General features: G+C 51.7%; 15 protein-coding genes and 1 tRNA gene. 14 read left to right on the top strand and 2 right to left on the bottom strand.

Going from position 1 to position 20,080, the window contains the following annotated elements; genetic code table 11:
* Positions 1-386 precede the first annotated feature (386 nt).
* A complete protein-coding gene (locus WG929_RS20395; protein WP_416207530.1) occupies positions 387-1,889 on the top strand; it encodes a lipid A-modifier LpxR family protein in 1,503 nt (500 codons plus the stop codon).
* Between the two features lie 86 nt (positions 1,890-1,975).
* Here the strand turns inward: WG929_RS20395 and fusA (WG929_RS20390) are convergent, their stop codons facing one another.
* Positions 1,976-4,063: an elongation factor G gene (fusA, locus tag WG929_RS20390; protein WP_416207529.1), complete on the bottom strand. Its 2,088-nt coding sequence runs from the start codon at positions 4,061-4,063 to the stop codon at positions 1,976-1,978.
* Positions 4,064-4,101: 38 nt separating this feature from the next.
* Positions 4,102-4,455 (bottom strand): hypothetical protein, encoded by a 354-nt coding sequence (locus WG929_RS20385; RefSeq protein WP_416207528.1) that lies wholly within the window; start codon positions 4,453-4,455, stop codon positions 4,102-4,104.
* Between the two features lie 69 nt (positions 4,456-4,524).
* On the opposite strand from WG929_RS20385, the gene WG929_RS20380 reads away from it, so the two are divergent.
* From WG929_RS20380 to WG929_RS20320, 13 genes are all read left to right on the top strand, one after another.
* A tRNA-Trp gene (locus WG929_RS20380) sits at positions 4,525-4,600 on the top strand.
* A gap of 50 nt (positions 4,601-4,650) precedes the next feature.
* Positions 4,651-5,019: a preprotein translocase subunit SecE gene (gene secE / locus WG929_RS20375; RefSeq protein WP_416207527.1), complete on the top strand. Its 369-nt coding sequence runs from the start codon at positions 4,651-4,653 to the stop codon at positions 5,017-5,019.
* 8 nt (positions 5,020-5,027) lie between these two features.
* Positions 5,028-5,564: a transcription termination/antitermination protein NusG gene (gene nusG, locus WG929_RS20370; RefSeq protein WP_303434747.1), complete on the top strand. Its 537-nt coding sequence runs from the start codon at positions 5,028-5,030 to the stop codon at positions 5,562-5,564.
* Between the two features lie 73 nt (positions 5,565-5,637).
* Entirely contained in the window at positions 5,638-6,072 is a 435-nt protein-coding gene (rplK, locus tag WG929_RS20365; RefSeq protein ID WP_416207526.1) for a 50S ribosomal protein L11, read from the top strand.
* Entirely contained in the window at positions 6,072-6,767 is a 696-nt protein-coding gene (gene rplA, locus WG929_RS20360; RefSeq protein ID WP_416207525.1) for a 50S ribosomal protein L1, read from the top strand. The genes rplK and rplA overlap by 1 nt, the downstream gene beginning before the upstream one ends.
* Positions 6,768-6,977: 210 nt before the next feature.
* A complete protein-coding gene (gene rplJ, locus WG929_RS20355) occupies positions 6,978-7,472 on the top strand; it encodes a 50S ribosomal protein L10 (RefSeq protein WP_416207524.1) in 495 nt (164 codons plus the stop codon).
* 63 nt (positions 7,473-7,535) lie between these two features.
* Positions 7,536-7,907 (top strand): 50S ribosomal protein L7/L12, encoded by a 372-nt coding sequence (gene rplL / locus WG929_RS20350; protein WP_416207523.1) that lies wholly within the window; start codon positions 7,536-7,538, stop codon positions 7,905-7,907.
* Between the two features lie 191 nt (positions 7,908-8,098).
* On the top strand, positions 8,099-12,172 hold the full coding sequence (rpoB, locus tag WG929_RS20345) for a DNA-directed RNA polymerase subunit beta (protein ID WP_416207522.1): 4,074 nt from the start codon (positions 8,099-8,101) through the stop codon (positions 12,170-12,172).
* 87 nt (positions 12,173-12,259) lie between these two features.
* Positions 12,260-16,486: a DNA-directed RNA polymerase subunit beta' gene (gene rpoC / locus WG929_RS20340; RefSeq protein WP_416207521.1), complete on the top strand. Its 4,227-nt coding sequence runs from the start codon at positions 12,260-12,262 to the stop codon at positions 16,484-16,486.
* A gap of 374 nt (positions 16,487-16,860) precedes the next feature.
* Positions 16,861-17,235 carry a 30S ribosomal protein S12 gene (rpsL, locus tag WG929_RS20335; protein WP_369855607.1) on the top strand — a complete coding sequence of 125 codons (375 nt, stop codon included), beginning with the start codon at positions 16,861-16,863 and terminating at the stop codon, positions 17,233-17,235.
* Positions 17,236-17,337: 102 nt separating this feature from the next.
* A complete protein-coding gene (gene rpsG, locus WG929_RS20330) occupies positions 17,338-17,808 on the top strand; it encodes a 30S ribosomal protein S7 (protein ID WP_369855606.1) in 471 nt (156 codons plus the stop codon).
* A gap of 19 nt (positions 17,809-17,827) precedes the next feature.
* Entirely contained in the window at positions 17,828-19,930 is a 2,103-nt protein-coding gene (gene fusA, locus WG929_RS20325; protein ID WP_369855605.1) for an elongation factor G, read from the top strand.
* Between the two features lie 29 nt (positions 19,931-19,959).
* Positions 19,960-20,080 (top strand): GTP-binding protein (locus WG929_RS20320; protein ID WP_416207531.1); only part of this gene is annotated, 121 nt, incomplete at its 3' end.

Raw genomic sequence — 20,080 nt, 5'->3', positions numbered from 1 at the left:
GAGTTCGTCTAGGTCGAGAAGATCTTGCTGAATGGACATAAAAAAATCCGATGTCATGGTCTGACATCGGATTTTCCAGATACTGCTCAGATGAGTAAATGGCTTAAGTGAACAGCATTACGCTTTCAAGCGGGTTTTTTTGTGCCTGAGAAAAGCCGATGGGTGTTCAGGGCTGAGTGGTGGCTATGATCGCAGTGCAGGATCCATTACGACGAGACTGGACAGCTGTAGACTGTTGGCAGTGCTGTTGTAAACAGTGCTCGTCGGGCTTTGTATGGTCGGGCTTTGTATGATCGGGCTTTGTATGGTCTGGCTTGGTATGTTTGCTTTTGGCTGATCTGGCTGTAACCTGCTGCTCTACTTGGCTGCGTATTTACAGGGATTGTATGAAATCGATTACCTTTATCTGCTTGCTTGTCTCTAGCTCTCTGGCTGTTGCAGATTCGTCTGACGACAGCTATTCCCTTTTGTCGTTGCTGTTTAATAATTCTGAATTTGAGCAGCGCCATGTCAATCATCTGCAAAAAATCTGGCGCAGCCAGATCGAAAACGACGCCTTGACCGGTGAAAACATTACCGATCAGTACTATACCAATGCTTTGAATATACGTGCTTATGCCAATCTTGAAGGTGGTTTTCTGCTGGATGGCTGGCGCTTGTATGGTTTTCGCTGTGGCCCGGACGGTAATAATGGCGATTGTGATCGCAGTGCAAGATCAAATGTCAGCAATCGGGATCTCAAGTTGGTCAGCTATGGCTACAGCATGGGTCACAAGATGTACACCCCGTATCAGCATGCCGGTGAAGGAGAGGTGGCTCCGGCGGGTTTTCAGTACAAGGCCAATGCTGAATATTATGATCGTCCGTTTGCAGCCTGGGCCAATATTGCCCGTAATATCACCATTCGTGGTCTGGATGGTTATACCGAACATGAAATGTCGATTGGTATGGTAGGGCCGGCCGCCGCTGGCCGCTGGACGCAAGAGAATGCCCATCGCTATCCGTTCAAGGGCGCTGACCCGATCGATGGCTGGGAAACCCAGGTAGAAAACCGTTTAGCCTTGCAGTACACCGGTAAGTACGCCAGACATCTGTTACAGGGGGATATGTTATGGGGACGTCTGGCGATCAGCCATTTTGCCAAGGCTGAGCTGGGCACCATTATTGGCCGGATTGGTTATGGCGCTGAGCTGGCCATGGTTTGGCCGCAAGCACGACGCTGTGAGCGTTATGCGGCCAGTAAGATGCTGTTTGTCAGTGCGGTAGCGGAGCAGGGTGTGCCGCTAGTTGAGCGTTTTGATGTATATATCCAGGAGTTGCAGCAATACCTGTTAGGAGATAACTATATTCCGGATCGTATCTATCTGCGCATCCAAACCTTGTTGGTAGCGTTGGAGAGTGTGAATGAGCAGGATATGGCGGATGTTTACCGGGTATTGGAGCAAGCCCAGGCAGAGCTGCAGGCGTTAAATAACGAGATGCAGAATCTGGCACTGACCTCCTGTCATCCTGACAGTTTTTATACTGAGCTGAGCGGTAATATGACTGGGCACTATGTGGCTTACAATTATCTGATTGATGACGGTATACATGTGCCTGCCGGGAGTAATATGAGTAGTGCCAATCCGGTGATGCAACAGGGTGGTACGCTCAAGGTGCACCGCAACCCTTGGATTGCATCGGCATCATTTGGTGTGATGGTTGGCTGGCGTGACAGTTGGGGTTTGGGGGTGCGCTACAATTACCGTACGGAAGAGACGCTGGAGCAGAAAGAGCAGCATGCCTGGGCGGAGCTGGTCGTGGAGGGTAAGTCGAATTGGGCAGCCGCGTTTATTCCAGCTTTATTGATGGCAGCAGCTGTTAATAATCGGGATAACTGGCCAGACTGACTGCCAGGAGCGAGTTGCGATATCAGATAGAGAAAAACCCCGTGCAGCGTGTGCTGTACGGGGTTTTTTATGTTGCCAGCAGCAGCTTAGCCTTCGGCTTTGCGAGCCTTGGTTTCTGCAATGACCTTCTCGGCTACCTGTGCCGGGCAAGGCATGTAGTGAGAGAATTCCATTGAGAACTGACCGCGACCAGAAGTGATGGTTCGCAGGTGTCCGATGTAGCCAAACATCTCGGACAGCGGAACGTCTGCCTTGATGCGAACGCCGGTGGTGCCTGCTTCCTGATCTTTGATCATGCCGCGACGACGGTTCAGGTCGCCAATCACATCACCCACGTTGTCATCGGGGGAGAACACGTCCACTTTCATGATCGGTTCGATCAGCTGTGGACCGGCCTTCGGCATGGATTGACGGAAAGCGCCTTTTGCTGCGATTTCGAACGCGATCGCAGAGGAGTCAACGGCGTGGTAAGAGCCGTCATACAGTTCAACTTCAACATCCAGCACCGGGAAGCCTGCCAATGTGCCTTCGTTCATCATGGACTTGAAGCCCTTCTCGACGGCTGGCCAGAATTCCTTCGGAACGTTACCGCCAACAACCGCTGACTTGAACTGGTAGCCAGTACCTGGTTCGCCAGGCTTGATGCGGTAATCGATCTTGCCGTACTGACCGGAGCCACCAGACTGTTTCTTGTGAGTGTAGGTGTCTTCGATCGGCAGGGTAATGGTTTCACGGTAGGCAACCTGTGGCTGACCCACAACCAGTTCAACGCCGTAGGTACGCTTGAGGATATCGACTTTAATATCCAGGTGCAGCTCGCCCATGCCTTTCAGAATGGTTTCGCCGGAGTCAATGTCCGTTTCAACCTGGAAAGTAGGATCTTCTGCCACCATCTTGCCGATGGCGATACCCATCTTGTCAACGCCACCCTTGTCTTTCGGGCTTACGGCGATGGAAATTACCGGCTCAGGGAACACCATGGCTTCCAGGGTACATTCATGCTTGGGATCACACAGGGTATGCCCAGTCTGAACGTTTTTCATGCCAACGATGGCGAGAATATCACCCGCCTGGGCACTGCTGATTTCCTTGCGGTCATCAGCCTGCATCTCAACCATACGGCCAACACGCTCGGTTTTGCCGGTGAAACTGTTCAGCACAGTGTCACCTTTGTTCAGGGTGCCGGAGTAAACCCGTACGAAAGTCAGAGCACCAAAACGGTCATCCATGATCTTGAAGGCCAGTGCGCGGAATGGCTCGTCTGCCGATACGATGGCTTTTTCGCCTGTCGGGTTACCTTCTTCATCGGTCAGATCTTGTGGATCGACCTCATCAGGTGATGGCAGGTAATCAACCACAGCATCCAGAACCAGTTGAACGCCTTTGTTCTTGAAGGCAGAACCACAATAAGTCGGGAAGAACTGCAGGGTGCGAGTACCTTCGCGAATACAACGCTTGATGTCTTCCATAGACGGCTCGGTGCCTTCTTCCAGGTATTCCATCAGCAAGTCTTCGTCGACTTCCAGCGCAGTTTCGATCAGCTCGGTGCGATAGGCTTCAACGTCGTCCAGCATGTCTGCTGGTACGTCAGTGATTTCGTAATTTTCTGGCAGGCCAGAGTCATCCCATACGTAGGCTTTTTGGCTCAGCAAGTCGACGACACCAACAAACTCGTCTTCGGTGCCGATGGGCAGAACCATAACCAGCGGGCGGGCAGCCAGTACATTTTTTACCTGGTCGACAACGCGGAAAAAGTCGGCGCCGAGGCGATCCAGCTTGTTCACGAAGATAACACGGGCGACTTCGGAGTCGTTGGCGTAGCGCCAGTTGGTCTCAGACTGTGGCTCAACACCACCGGAACCGCAGAATACGCCGATACCGCCGTCCAGTACTTTCAGTGAGCGGTATACTTCGACGGTGAAGTCAACGTGTCCAGGGGTGTCGATGACGTTAAAGCGGTGATCCTTCCAGAAGCAGGTAACAGCGGCCGACTGAATGGTAATACCACGTTCTGCCTCCTGTTCCATGAAGTCTGTGGTGGACTCGCCATCGTGTACTTCACCGGTTTTGTGAATCATGCCGGTCAGCTTCAGGATACGTTCGGTTGTAGTGGTCTTACCGGCGTCAACGTGAGCGAAGATGCCGATGTTTCTGTATTTGGATAAGTCAGTCATAGCGCACTCGATAAGCAAAGTGAAAATCGGTCGCCAATTTACAGGTTTTTCAGTCGTTTTTGATCACCCCAGGCAAAGAAATCGTAATAAAAAGCCGTTTTAGCCATTATTTTTTGTAAAAGTCGCCTGAGATTGGTATTTCGGGGCTTGAAATGCCGTTGGTGCTGGTTAAACGTTGCTGTTTTGTCTGATATTGATAGCAATGATTCCTGTTTGTCTGGCGGCTGATTGCTGATGATCTTGAGCGAGGAGTACTCGTAAAATGCCGATATAAAGCAGCAAGCTAAAAATAGCTCTGGTGTATCTGTGGTTGCCTGTGTATTATCCGCCCTCGTCTGAAACGGACATCTTTTCGTCTCGCGTTCGCGCAGGCGTTCAGCCGTGAATTGCAAGTTTCAAACCATATTGGGTTGCAATTTGTAGAAGGTGCTGTATAGTGCAGCGCCCTTATAAAGTGTATTAGGCCAGTAGTTCAATTGGTAGAGCGTCGGTCTCCAAAACCGAAAGTTGGGGGTTCGAGTCCCTCCTGGCCTGCCAAATATCCTGATGGTAGCTTCGGCTGCCATTTTTGGCTTCAGGGAATTGTAATGAGTACCGAAAGCAAAACAGCAGGTTCGCCGATGGATGTTGTCAAGTGGTTGTTGGCTGTTGCTTTTCTGGCAGCGGCTGTGGTTGGCAATTACGTGTATGCCGATGCGCCTTTTCTGTATCGGATTCTCGCTGTCGTTGCCTTGATGTTGCTGGGTGCAGGTATTGCGCTGACAACGTTCCAGGGCAGGGCATTTATGCAACTTCTCAAAGAGGCCAACGTCGAGCGCCGCAAGGTGGTTTGGCCGACACGCCAGGAAACAACCCAGATGACCTTGATGGTCGTTGTGGTTGTGGTGATTATGGCGCTGGTGTTGTGGGGTCTGGATTCGTTGCTTGGTTGGGCAATTTCCGCGCTGATTGGTTGAGGTAGAGTATGGCAATGCGTTGGTATGTGGTTCACGCCTACTCCGGTTATGAGAAGCGTGTGCAGGGGGCTTTGTTGGAACGTATCGAGCGCCTGGGGATGCAGGATCAGTTCGGGGACGTGTTGGTTCCTACTGAAGAAGTGGTTGAAGTTCGCGATGGCAAGAAGCGCAAGAGTCAGCGTCGCTTCTATCCTGGTTATGTCCTCGTGCAAATGGAAATGAATGATGATACCTGGCATCTGGTAAAGCAGACTGACCGGGTGATGGGCTTTATTGGTGGCACGGCAGACAAGCCTGCGCCGATCTCCCCGAAAGAGGCAGACGCCATTTTGCGTCGTGTTGAAGAAGGTGTTGATCGTCCGACACACAAGACCATCTACGAGCCGGGTGAAGTGGTTCGTGTTACCGAAGGTCCCTTTGCAGACTTTAATGGCGTGGTCGAGAGTGTTGATTACGACAAGTCTCGCGTTCAGGTTGCTGTGACTATTTTTGGTCGTTCAACCCCGGTCGAGCTCGAATTTACGCAGATCGAAAAATCGGTCTGATTTCAGGTGATCTTCAGCGTTGCTGAAGCACAGGGGAGCCCGCAAGGGCGATACTACCCATTTGGAGTAAAACATGGCTAAGAAAGTAGAAGGCTATATCAAGTTGCAGGTTGCAGCTGGTAAAGCAAACCCAAGTCCGCCGGTTGGTCCGGCTCTGGGTCAGAAAGGTTTGAACATCATGGAATTCTGTAAGGCATTTAATGCCCAGACTTCCAGTATGGAGCCTGGTGCGCCGGTACCGGTCATTATCACTGCCTACAGTGATCGTTCCTTTACCTTTGAGCTGAAGACGCCTCCTGCGTCCTTCTTGCTGAAAAAAGCGGCTGGTATTACCAGTGGTTCGCCACGCCCCAATAGCCAGAAAGTGGGTACGGTCAATCGCGCTCAGCTGGAAGAAATTGCTACCACCAAAATGGCTGACCTGACGGCAGCTGATATGGATGCGGCAGTTCGTACAATTGCTGGTTCTGCCCGTGCAATGGGTTTGAATGTAGAGGGAGTTGAGTAATGGCCAAGCTGACCAAACGTCAAAAGCTGATTGCGGAAAAAGTAGAAGCCGGCAAGGTTTACTCTTTTGAAGATGCTGTGTCTGTGCTGTCTTCACTGCCTGCTGCCAAGTTTCGTGAATCTCTCGATGTTGCTGTGAATCTCGGCATCGATGCCCGTAAATCAGATCAGAACGTGCGCAGCTCCACTGTACTACCAAACGGTACTGGCAAGACCATGCGTGTTGCTGTATTCACCCAGGGTGCCAATGCGGAAGCCGCCACGGCTGCCGGTGCTGATGAAGTGGGTATGGAAGATCTGGCAGCAAAGATCAAAGGCGGCGACTTGGCCTTTGATGTTGTGATTGCTTCCCCGGATGCGATGCGTGTTGTTGGCCAGTTGGGTCAGGTTCTGGGCCCTCGTGGTCTGATGCCGAACCCGAAGGTTGGTACTGTAACCCCCGATGTTGCCACTGCTGTGAAGAACGCCAAGGCTGGTCAGGTGCGTTACCGCAACGACAAGAACGGTATTATTCACACCACTATTGGCAAGGTCGATTTTGACGCCGACGCGTTGAAAGAAAACCTGACTGTGCTGCTGGCTGATCTGAAAAAGGTCAAGCCAACATCCGCCAAAGGTGTCTACATGAAGAAGGTAACCATCAGTACCACTATGGGTCCTGGTCTGGTTGTCGATCATTCTGTGCTGGACATCTAGGCAAAGAATTCGGGGTGTGTTGCACACCCCAGACCCTCTTTGGGGTTGTCGCTTTTGCGGCAGCTGTCAAAGATCGCAGGAGTTGCCTGACCTTCTGGTTTTGCTACTTAATATTTCCTGCGTAGATAGTGTGTGGCCCCGTTCAGTTTTCTGAATTGTCACACCGAGACTGGCTCAGCTGAGCCCAACTTAACTTGTTAGGAGTTAATCGTGGCCTTAGGACTCGAAGATAAGAAGGCGATTGTCGCCGAGGTCCAGGAAGCAGCTCAAGGTGCTCTGTCTGCCGTTATCGCGGATTCTCGCGGTGTCACTGTAGGCGCCATGACCGCTCTGCGTAAAGAAGCGCGTGAAGCCGGTGTCTGGATGAAAATTGTCCGTAACACTCTGGCTCGTCGCGCTATCGAAGGTACCCCATACGAGTGTCTCAGTGAGACGCTGGTAGGTCCTAGTCTGATTGCATTCTCTAGTGAACATCCAGGTGCGGCTGCCCGTATCTTCAAAGATTTCGCCAAGAAGAATGACAAGTTCGAGATCAAGGGTGGTGCATTCGAAGGTAACGTGGTTTCCGTTGATATGCTGGCAACACTGCCAACGTACGACGAAGCAATCGCGAAACTGATGAGCGTCATGAAAGAAGCTGCCGCAGGCAAACTGGTTCGTACCATTGCTGCTGTCCGCGACCAGAAAGAACAAGAAGCTGCCTGATCCCTGGCAGATCTTACCAAGATTTAACGGGCGTAATCGTCCAATTATTTCAGGAAAAGTCTCATGTCTCTGACAAAAGAAGATATCATCAACGCTATCGCTGACATGTCTGTAATGGACGTTGTAGAACTCGTTTCTGCGATGGAAGAAAAGTTCGGTGTTTCTGCCGCTGCAGCCGTTATGGCTGGCCCTGCTGCTGGCGGTGAAGCCGCTGCTGAAGCTCAGACCGAATTTGACGTCATTCTGTCTGCCATTGGTGACAAGAAAGTGAACGTGATCAAGGCAGTTCGCGAAATCACCGGCCTGGGTCTGAAAGAAGCCAAAGGTCTGGTTGATGGTGCTCCCTCTTCCATTAAGGAAGGTGTGTCGAAAGAAGATGCAGAAGAAGCAAAAGCCAAGCTGGAAGCAGCTGGCGCTATCGTAGAAGTTAAGTAATTAATATTACTTCACTTCTGCTGTCGTGCTTTTTCTGAAGCATGACACAGGGCTGACGGGATTTTTCCGTCGGCCTTTTTCGCGTTATGGAAGGCGTGACTAAACTGGCTTCGTGCCGGGTTCAATTGCAAGGCAAGTCCTCTAGTTTCGGGTTTGGCGACCTGATCGAGGAAACAGTCCGGGGATAACTGATGGCTTACTCATATACTGAGAAAAAACGTATCCGTAAGGATTTCGGTAAACTACCGAGTGTCATGGATGTGCCATATTTGCTGGCCATTCAAATCGACTCATACCATAAGTTCCTGCAAGAAGGGAGCAACGCTGAAGACAGAATTGATATCGGTCTTCATGCGGCCTTTAAGTCTGTTTTCCCGATTGTCAGCTATTCCGGGAATGCTGCTCTGGAGTACGTGAGCTATCGCCTGGGTACGCCGAGTTTTGACGAAAAAGAATGTATGCTGCGTGGCGTTACCTACGCTGCGCCATTGCGGGTCAAGGTGCGCCTGATCGTTTACGATAAGGAATCTTCGACCAAAGCGATCAAGGATATCAAAGAACAGGAAGTCTACATGGGCGAAATGCCCCTGATGACAGATAACGGAACCTTTATTGTCAACGGGACTGAGCGTGTCATCGTGTCTCAGTTGCACCGTTCTCCTGGTGTGTTTTTCGACCACGATAAGGGTAAAACCCATTCATCCGGCAAGTTGCTGTATAACGCTCGCGTGATTCCTTACCGCGGCTCATGGCTGGATTTTGAGTTTGACCCGAAAGATCTGGTTTACGTACGTATCGACCGTCGTCGTAAACTGCCAGCGTCCATTTTGTTGCGGGCACTGAAGTTTACCACGCAGGAAATTCTCGAAACTTTCTACGACAATGACAATTACCGCATTGCCGATGGTGGTTTGAAGCTGAAGCTGATTCCATCTCGCTTGCGTGGTGAAACCGCAGCCTTCGATATCATGGATAACGATGGCAATGTGATTGTTGAAGGCAGTCGTCGTATTACTGCCCGCCATATTCGCCAGCTGGAAAAGGCCAATGTGGAAGAGTTGGTGGTGCCAACAGAATATATACTGGGTAAAGCGATCGCCAAGGACGTCATTGACAGTCGGACTGGCGAAGTGCTGGCTACGGCCAACGCCGAAATTACAGCAGAAATTTTGGCACAGATAGAAGCTGCTGGCATTGCCGAGTTTGAAACTATCTACACCAACGAAATTGATTGTGGTCCGTTCATCTCCGACACTCTGCGTATCGACCCGACCAGCAACCAGCTGGAAGCTCTGGTCGAGATTTACCGCATGATGCGTCCTGGCGAGCCGCCAACAAAAGAAAGTGCAGAGGCGTTGTTCGACAATTTGTTCTTCAGCGAAGAGCGTTATGACCTGTCCGCAGTGGGTCGCATGAAGTTTAACCGTCGTATCGGTCGTGAAGAAATACTCGGCTCCGGTGTGCTGGATAACAGCGACATCGTTGAAGTGCTGAGAACCCTGATCGATATTCGTAACGGTAAAGGCATTGTCGACGACATTGACCACCTGGGTAACCGTCGTATCCGTTCTGTGGGCGAGATGGCTGAAAACCAGTTCCGTGTCGGCTTGGTACGGGTAGAGCGTGCGGTGCGTGAACGTCTGTCGATGGCAGAATCTGAAGGCTTGATGCCGCAGGATCTGATCAACGCCAAGCCGGTTGCTGCGGCCGTGAAGGAATTTTTCGGTTCCTCCCAGCTGTCCCAGTTTATGGATCAGAACAACCCGCTGTCAGAAGTGACCCACAAACGCCGTATTTCCGCACTGGGGCCAGGTGGTCTGACCCGTGAACGTGCGGGCTTCGAGGTGCGTGACGTACACGCCACTCACTACGGTCGTGTTTGTCCTATTGAAACACCTGAAGGTCCGAACATTGGTCTGATCAACTCGCTGGCTTCCTATGCCCGTACCAACGAATACGGTTTTCTGGAAACGCCTTATCGTATCGTCAATGACGGTGTGGTAACCGACGAGATCATCTATGTGTCGGCGATTGAAGAAGCGGATTATGTTATTGCCCAGGCATCTGTGCCTGTGGATGAAAATGGCCGCTTGCAGGGTGATCTGATTTCGGTTCGTCACAAGAACGAATTCACCATCATGTCGCCGGATAACGTGACGCTGAAAGACGTATCGCCTCAACAGGTGGTATCAATCGCTGCATCACTGATTCCGTTCCTGGAACACGATGATGCTAACCGGGCCTTGATGGGTTCCAACATGCAGCGGCAGGCGGTTCCTACCTTGCGTGCTGAAAAGCCGCTGGTGGGTACCGGTATTGAGCGCGCGGTTGCGGCTGACTCTGGTGTCTGTGTGGTTGCCAGACGCGGCGGTGTGATCGATTCGGTTGACGCATCACGAGTCGTGGTCAAAGTGAATGATGACGAGACCGTGGCCGGTGAGGCTGGTGTTGATATCTATAACCTGACCAAATACACCCGTTCGAACCAGAACACCTGCATCAACCAGCGTCCGTTGGTAAAAGCGGGTGATATGGTACAGCGTGGCGATATCATGGCCGATGGTCCTTCTGTTGACCTGGGTGAGCTGGCGTTGGGGCAGAATTTCCGTATCGCCTTTATGCCGTGGAATGGTTACAACTTCGAAGACTCGATCATGCTGTCTGAGCGTGTCGCTCAGGAAGATCGTCTGACGACGATTCACATTCAGGAATTGACCTGCGTTGCCCGTGACACCAAGCTGGGTGCGGAAGAAATTACTTCCGACATTCCTAATGTCGGTGAAGCGGCACTGGGCAAGCTGGATGAATCCGGTATCGTTTATATCGGTGCTGAAGTCAAAGCCGGCGATATTCTGGTAGGCAAGGTAACACCGAAAGGTGAAACCCAGCTGACGCCAGAAGAAAAACTGCTGCGTGCGATCTTCGGTGAGAAGGCGTCTGATGTTAAAGACACCTCCCTGCGCGTTAAAACCGGTACCACAGGTACTGTCATTGACGTTCAGGTGTTTACTCGTGATGGTGTTGAAAAAGACGATCGCGCCAAATCGATTGAACGTCAGCAGCTGGATGAGATTCGCAAGGATCTGAACGAAGAGATGCGCATCGTCAAGGGCGCAACCTTCGAACGTCTGACCCGTGCGCTGACTGGCCAGGCAATTAATGTTGCTCCAGGGTTGCGCAAAGGTGACGTCCTGACAGAAGAGTACTTGTCAGGTCTGACTGTGGATGACTGGTTCCGTATCATTCCCCAGGATGAAGAGCTGGCGGCTACGCTGGAAAAAGCCGAGCAGTCTCTGGCTGAGCGTCGACAGCAACTGGATGACAAGTTCGAAGACAAGAAACGCAAGCTGCAAACTGGCGACGATCTGGCTCCGGGTGTACTGAAAATCGTCAAGGTCTATCTGGCGATCAAGCGTAAGATCCAGCCGGGTGACAAGATGGCGGGCCGCCACGGTAACAAGGGTGTTATCTCAACCATCAAACCGATTGAAGATATGCCCTACGATGCCAACGGCGTGACCGTTGATATCTGTCTGAACCCATTGGGTGTGCCGTCGCGAATGAACGTCGGTCAGATCATGGAAATCCACCTTGGTATGGCTGCCAAGGGGCTGGGTGACAAGATCGACCGGATGCTGCGCGAGCAGCGTGAAGTGTTGAAATTGCGTGAATTGCTGGATGAAATTTACAACGCGGGCGACGGTCGTATTGAAGACCTCGACAGCTACAGCGATGCCGAGATTCTTGAACTGGCCAATAATTTGCGTGGTGGTGTGCCGATGGCGACCCCTGCATTTGACGGTGCCAAAGAATCTGAAATCAAGCGTATGTTGGAGCTGGCTGGTATTCCGGAGTCTGGTCAGGTGACCTTGTATGATGGCCGTACCGGTGAAGCATTTGATCGCCAGGTGACGGTTGGCTACATGTACATGCTAAAACTGAACCACCTGGTTGATGACAAGATGCACGCGCGTTCTACCGGCTCCTACAGTCTGGTTACCCAACAGCCGTTGGGTGGTAAGGCTCAGTTTGGTGGCCAGCGCTTTGGTGAGATGGAAGTGTGGGCACTGGAAGCATACGGTGCTGCTTATACCCTGCAGGAAATGCTTACCGTCAAGTCCGATGACGTGGCAGGCCGTACCAAGATGTACAAGAACATCGTGGATGGCGACCACCGGATGGAAGCAGGTATGCCGGAGTCCTTTAACGTACTGGTTAAAGAGATCCGTTCCCTGGGTATCGACATCGAACTGGAAAACGAATAATCGGTCTAGCAGCGCGTTCTGTAACCCCAGTCTGAAAAGGCTGGCGGTTATGGAGCACTCGCTCACGCCAAGTGGAGCACACTCTATATGAAAGACTTAGTCAATTTTCTGCGTAGCCAGAACAATGCTGACGAGTTCGATGCCATTCGAATTGGCCTTGCCTCGCCAGACATGATCCGCTCCTGGTCCTTCGGTGAAGTCAAAAAGCCGGAGACCATCAATTACCGTACCTTCAAGCCAGAGCGTGATGGCCTGTTCTGTGCCCGTATTTTTGGTCCGATCAAGGATTTCGAGTGCCTGTGCGGTAAGTACAAGCGTCTGAAGCACCGTGGTGTGATCTGTGAAAAGTGTGGCGTAGAAGTCACCCAGGCCAAGGTGCGTCGTGAACGCATGGGCCATATTGAGCTGGCTTCTCCGGTTGCACACATCTGGTTCCTGAAATCATTGCCTTCCCGCATCGGTCTGATGCTGGATATGACACTGCGTGATATCGAACGGATTCTGTATTACGAATCCTTTGTTGTTACCGAGCCAGGTATGACCACGCTGGATCTGGGTCAGCTGCTGAACGATGAGCAGTATTACGAAGCCATCGAAGAATTTGGTGATGAATTTGAAGCCAAGATGGGTGCTGAAGCGATTCAGGCGCTGTTGGGTCATATTGACCTGCCTGAAGAAGTTCAGCGTCTGCGCGAAGAAATTCCGGCCACCAATTCTGAAACCAAGATCAAGAAGCTGTCCAAGCGTCTGAAGATTCTTGAGGCCTTCCACTTCTCTGGTAATGACCCGAAGTGGATGATCATGTCGGTGCTGCCAGTACTGCCACCAGATCTGCGTCCATTGGTACCGCTGGATGGTGGCCGTTTTGCTACCTCCGATCTGAACGATCTGTATCGTCGCGTTATTAACCGTAACAACCGTCTCAAGCGCCTGCTGGAGCTGAATGCTCCTGACATCATTGTGCGCAACGAAAAGCGTATGTTGCAGGAAGCGGTGGATGCGTTGCTGGATAACGGTCGTCGCGGTCGTGCGATTACCGGTTCCAACAAGCGTCCGCTGAAGTCTCTGGCCGATATGATCAAGGGTAAACAGGGTCGTTTCCGTCAGAACCTGCTGGGTAAGCGGGTTGATTATTCCGGTCGTTCGGTGATTACCGTTGGCCCGCAGCTGCGTCTGCACCAGTGTGGTCTGCCGAAGAAAATGGCGCTGGAACTGTTCAAGCCGTTTATTTTCTCCAAGCTGGAACACCGTGGTTTGGCAACAACCATTAAAGCTGCCAAGAAAATGGTTGAGCGCGAAACACCGGAAGTGTGGGATATCCTCGCTGACGTGATTCGTGAACACCCAGTGATGCTGAACCGTGCCCCAACCCTGCACCGTTTGGGCATCCAGGCGTTCGAACCACAGCTGATTGAAGGCAAGGCGATTCAGTTGCACCCGTTGGTGTGTGCCGCGTACAACGCTGACTTCGACGGTGACCAGATGGCCGTTCACGTGCCGCTGACCATTGAGGCCCAGCTCGAAGCCCGTGCTCTGATGATGGCGACCAACAACGTATTGTCGCCAGCCAACGGTGAGCCAATCATCGTACCGTCTCAGGACGTGGTACTGGGCTTGTACTGGATGACCCGTGATCGCATCAACGCCAAGGGCGAAGGCATGGTGTTGGCCGATCTGGACGAAGTGACCCGTGCCTATCAAAGTGGTGCCGCTCACCTGCAGGCTCGCGTCAAGGTGCGTATCACCGAAACCGTGATCGACGAAGATGGCTTCAGCGAAACCAATACCAAGGTGGTTGATACCACTATTGGTCGTGCCTTGCTGTTCCGTATCGTGCCAAAAGGCCTGGCGTTTGAGCTGGTTAACCAGCCAATGAAGAAAAAGGCGATTTCCCGTCTGATTAACACGGCTTACCGTCGTGTTGGTTTGAAAGATACCGTTATCTTTGCCGATCAGGTGATGTATACCGGTTTCGAATACGCCACCCGTTCCGGTTCCTCAATTGGTGTTAACGATTTCGAAATTCCGGCTGCCAAGGCCGAGATTGTTGCCAACGCCGATGCGGAAGTAAAAGAGATCGAAAGCCAGTTTGCCTCTGGTTTGGTAACGCACGGCGAGAAATACAACAAGGTTATCGACATCTGGTCCCGCGCCAACGAACTGGTGGCCAAGGCGATGATGGAAAACCTGGGTAAAGAAAAGGTCATTGACCGCGACGGTAACGAAGTGGATCAGGAATCTTTCAACTCGGTTTATATGATGGCCGACTCCGGTGCTCGTGGTAGCCCGGCACAGATTCGTCAGTTGGCGGGTATGCGTGGTCTGATGGCCAAGCCAGACGGTTCTATCATTGAAACGCCAATTGTGGCGAACTTCCGTGAAGGTCTGAACGTACTGCAGTACTTTACTTCGACGCACGGTGCTCGTAAGGGTCTGGCCGATACGGCATTGAAGACCGCCAACTCCGGTTATCTGACGCGTCGTCTGGTTGACGTTGCGCAGGATCTGGTGGTTACCGAACAGGATTGTGGCACCAAAGAAGGCCTGATCATGACCCCGCTTATTGAAGGCGGTGACGTGGTTGTGGCGCTGGGTGACCGCATTCTGGGTCGTGTCATTGCCGAAGATGTTTACAAGCCGAATCAGCCAGGAGAGCTGGTCATTCCGGCGGGTACTCTGGTTGATGAAAAATGGGTCAAAACCATTGAGGCCGAAGGTATCGACGAAGTGTTGGTGCGTTCTGCCATTACCTGTGAGTCTCGCAGTGGTATCTGTTCCAAGTGTTACGGTCGTGACCTTGGTCGTGGTCATCAGGTGAATGTCGGTGAAGCGGTGGGTGTTATCGCGGCTCAATCGATTGGTGAGCCTGGTACCCAGTTGACCATGCGTACCTTCCACATTGGTGGGGCGGCATCGCGTTCCTCTGCGGCGGACAGTGTCCAGGTCAAGAACAAGGGTACCTTGCGCCTGCATAACCTCAAGACGGTTGCGCGTGAAAACGGTGATCTGGTGGCCGTATCCCGCTCTGGCTCGATTGCCATTGCCGATGTGAACGGTCGTGAGCGTGAGCTTTACAAACTGCCTTATGGTGCGGTGATCAGTTCGAAAGACGGTGCTGAAGTCGAAGCCGGGCAGAAAGTCGCCAGCTGGGATCCTCACACTCACCCGATCGTGACGGAAGTGACGGGGCGGATTGAATTCGTTGGTATGGATGAAGGCATTACCATTAATCGTCAGACTGACGAATTGACTGGCTTGTCCAATATCGAGGTGATTGATCCGAAGGATCGTCCTGCAGCGGGTAAGGATATCCGTCCAATGGTGAAGCTGGTGGATACCGCGACAGGTAACGATATCCTCCTGCCTGGCACGAATGTTCCGGCTCAGTATATGTTGCCGCCTAACGCGCTGGTGAACCATGAAAATGGGACTGTGGTTGCTGTTGGTGACATTATTGCCCGTATTCCTCAGGAAACATCGGGTAACAAGGACATCACCGGTGGTCTGCCACGGGTTGCCGACCTGTTTGAAGCGCGTAAGCCGAAAGAGCCTGCGATTCTGGCGGAGATCTCAGGTACCGTCAGCTTTGGTAAAGAAACCAAAGGCAAGAAGCGTCTGGTGATCACGCCGAAAGATGGTGGTGAGCCGTATGAAGAACTGATTCACAAGTGGCGTCACCTGAACGTATTCGAAGGTGAAAACGTCGAAAAGGGTGAGATTGTTTCCGATGGCCCGTTAAATCCGCATGATATCCTGCGTCTCAAGAGCGTTGGCGATCTGGCCATGTACATCACCAACGAAGTGCAGGAAGTGTATCGCCTGCAAGGCGTTGGTATCGACGACAAGCACATTGAAGTGATTGTGCGTCAGATGCTGCGTAAGGTTCTGATCCATGATGCCAACGATACGACGTTTATTCCGGGTGATCAGGTAGAGTTTTCTTCCTTCCTCGAAGAAAACGAACGCATCGACACCTCCGGTAAGATCCCGGCCAAGGGTGAGCGTGTGCTGCTGGGTATTACCAAAGCGTCGCTGGCGACGGAATCCTTTATCTCTGCGGCTTCCTTCCAGGAAACCACACGAGTGCTGACTGAAGGGGCTGTTACCGGCAAGGTGGATAGTCTGCGCGGTCTGAAGGAAAACGTGGTGGTGGGTCGTCTGATCCCGGCAGGTACCGGTCTGGCGTACCACGCCGAGCGCAAGCGTAAGCGCACCGTTCGTGATAACGAACGTCAGCGTTCAATGCCTGAAGTTCTGAGCGTGTCTGCCGAAGACATGGAAGCCAAGTTGAGCGAAGCGTTCAGTGACAAGTAAGCTTGTTGTAGTCGTGCGGTTACCGAATATCGATTGATCGGAAAGCGTGCCGCTTAACAAACAAAAAAGAGGCCATCAGTGGCCTCTTTTTTGTTTTGCAGTCGCCGCACACGCCCCTTAAATACGCTGGAATATGGCGCAGTTTTCTCGGTGTCGAACGTGAGATATCGCTTATTTTCTGTGTATTGTGAAGGTCACGCCTGTCGGGTTTTATGGGGCGTGGGAGTAGTAAATTAACCGTTGGTGTCGAGCTTTGGCAGGATATTAAACTGTCTAATACTTGACCTTTAAAGGCTTGGGGATTATCCTCTCGGCCCCTTTAATTGTGCCTCAATTGAAGGGGTATGTTTTCTATAACGTTTGGAGTTTGCTAAATGGCTACAATCAACCAGTTGGTTCGTAAGCCTCGTAAACGCAAAGTGGTTAAGAGTGATGTTCCTGCATTGCAGGCATGTCCTCAGCGTCGTGGCGTATGTACCCGTGTGTACACTACCACGCCGAAAAAACCAAACTCGGCACTGCGTAAAGTATGCCGTGTGCGTTTGACGAATGGTTTTGAAGTGACTTCCTACATTGGTGGTGAAGGTCACAACTTGCAAGAACACAGTGTTGTTCTGATTCGTGGCGGTCGTGTAAAGGATTTGCCAGGTGTGCGTTATCACACTGTACGTGGTTCTCTGGACACCTCCGGTGTTGCGAATCGTAAACAAGCACGTTCTAAGTACGGTGCCAAGCGTCCTAAGGGTTGATTCCAGCTGGAATAATCCTTGATGCTTACTCGTTTTAGATAAGAGTAAGGCTGTGCTCAACTTTGATGCACAGACTGACCTGAAGACCTAAGAGGGCTTATCATGCCAAGAAGACGCGTTGCTGCGAAGCGCGAAATCCTGCCAGATCCCAAGTTCGGGAATGTTACACTGGCTAAATTTATGAACCACGTCATGGTTAGTGGTAAAAAATCCGTCGCTGAAAAGATTGTTTACGGCGCTCTGGATTCCATGGCATCAAAGCAAGGTGGCGATCCGCTGGAGTTGTTCGAAAAAGCTCTGGAAGCCATCCAGCCTATGGTAGAAGTTAAAAGCCGCCGTGTGGGTGGTGCGACTTACCAGGTTCCTGTTGAAGTTCGTCCTGCCCGTCGTAATGCGCTGGCCATGCGCTGGCTGGTAGACGCTGCACGTTCCCGTGGTGAAAAATCCATGGCTCAGCGTCTGGCAAACGAAATGATGGACGCTGCTGAAGGTAAAGGTTCAGCGGTTAAAAAGCGTGAAGATGTGCATCGCATGGCAGAAGCCAACAAGGCTTTCTCTCACTATCGCTTTTAATTGATCCGAGGACGACGCAGTGGCACGCACAACCCCTATTGACCGTTATCGTAACATTGGCATCTGCGCACACGTGGATGCTGGTAAAACGACAACAACTGAGCGTGTACTTTTCTATACCGGCGTGTCTCACAAAATTGGTGAGGTACACGACGGTGCAGCAACGATGGACTGGATGGAGCAGGAGCAGGAGCGAGGGATTACCATTACCTCGGCTGCTACGACCTGTTTCTGGTCAGGTATGGCGCAGCAATATGAGCAGCACCGTATCAACATTATTGATACCCCGGGGCACGTGGACTTTACCATTGAGGTAGAGCGTTCCTTGCGTGTACTCGACGGCGCTGTTGTCGTCCTTTGTGGCTCGTCAGGTGTGCAGCCACAAACAGAAACCGTATGGCGTCAAGCCAATAAATACGAAGTTCCTCGCATGGTGTTCGTCAATAAGATGGATCGTGCCGGGGCAGATTTTTTTATGGTGGTCGAGCAGCTGAAAAGCCGGCTCGGGGCCAATGCTGTGCCTATTCAGATAAATATAGGCAGTGAAGAAAACTTCAAAGGTGTTGTTGATCTGATCAAGATGAAAGCCATTATGTGGAACGAATCAGATCAGGGTATGACTTTCACCTATGAGGAGATTCCGTCGGAACTGGAAGAAAAAGCAGCTGAATGGCGCGAGCGGATGCTCGAAGCTGCAGCAGATGCTTCCGATGAATTGATGGATAAGTACCTGGAAGAAGGTGAATTATCTGAAGCCGACCTCAAGTCTGGTTTGCGAGCTGCGACGCTGGCGAACAAGGCTGTGCTGGTGACCTGCGGATCTGCCTTTAAAAACAAAGGTGTGCAGGCTGTTCTGGACGCCGTGATCGATTTTTTGCCGTCACCGACAGAAGTGAAAGCGATTGAAGGTGTGTTGGATGATGCCGAAGGCTCTGCCGGAGTTCGGCGTTCAGCCGATGACGAGCCATTTTCTGCGCTGGCATTCAAGATTGCTACCGACCCCTTTGTCGGCACGCTGACGTTCGTCAGGGTCTATTCCGGTGTGTTGAATTCCGGTGATGGTGTGTACAACCCGGTCAAATCACGCCGTGAGCGTGTTGGTCGCATGGTGCAGATGCATGCCAATAGTCGGGAAGAGGTCAAAGAAGTCCGGGCAGGCGATATTGTTGCACTGGTTGGTCTGAAAGATGTTACGACGGGGGAAACCCTGTGTGATATGAATAACATCATCACGCTGGAGCGCATGGAGTTCCCGGATCCCGTTATTTCTGTGGCGGTTGAGCCGAGATCCAAGGCGGATCAGGAAAAGATGGGTGTGGCGCTGGGCAAGCTGGCCCAGGAAGATCCGTCGTTTCGCGTTGAGACTGACGAAGAAACCGGGCAGACCATTATTTCCGGGATGGGTGAATTACACCTGGATATTATCGTCGATCGTATGCGCCGCGAATTTAACGTTGAATGTAATGTCGGTAAGCCACAGGTTGCTTATCGCGAAAAAATTACCGCTACCGTCGAAATCAATCACAAGTACGTCAAGCAGTCCGGCGGACGTGGACAGTATGGTCATGTCGTCATCCGCTTTGAGCCTGCGGCCGAGGCTGATGCTGATCAGCTTGAATTTGTGAATGATGTTGTTGGGGGTGCCATTCCGCGTGAATACATCCCGGCGGTGCAGAAAGGTATCGAGGAGCAAATGAAGAACGGGGTATTGGCGGGTTATCCGTTACTCGGTCTTAAGGCGACTCTTTACGATGGTTCTTTTCATGACGTTGACTCTAACGAGATGGCGTTTAAAATTGCCGCCTCACAAGCAACCAAACAACTTTCAGAAAAAGGCAGTGCAGTTTTGCTTGAGCCGACAATGAAAGTTGAAGTTGTTACCCCTGAAGATTATATGGGTGATGTGGTGGGCGACCTGAACCGTCGCCGAGGTCTGATTTCAGGAATGGACGACTCGCCATCTGGGAAGGTGGTGAATGCGTCTGTGCCACTGGCAGAAATGTTTGGTTATGCAACTGACCTGCGTTCTGCAACCCAGGGGCGTGCTACCTATTCCATGGAATTTGAGAAATATGCGGAAGCGCCTGCAAGTGTTGCTGAAGCAGTAATGAGAAAAGCTTAATCAGTTAAAGATATTGAACGAGGTGTTCTATGGCTAAGGCAACGTTTGAACGTTCCAAACCCCACGTAAACGTAGGTACTATTGGTCACGTTGACCATGGTAAAACCACTCTGACTGCGGCTCTGACTCGCGTATGTGCTGAAGTATGGG

Origin of the sequence: Oceanobacter antarcticus (genome assembly GCF_044962685.1) — a bacterium.
Lineage (GTDB): Bacteria > Pseudomonadota > Gammaproteobacteria > Pseudomonadales > Oceanobacteraceae > Oceanobacter > Oceanobacter antarcticus.
The sequence above is the reverse complement of the archived record's forward strand: the minus strand, read 5'-3'. Positions and strand labels throughout refer to the sequence as shown.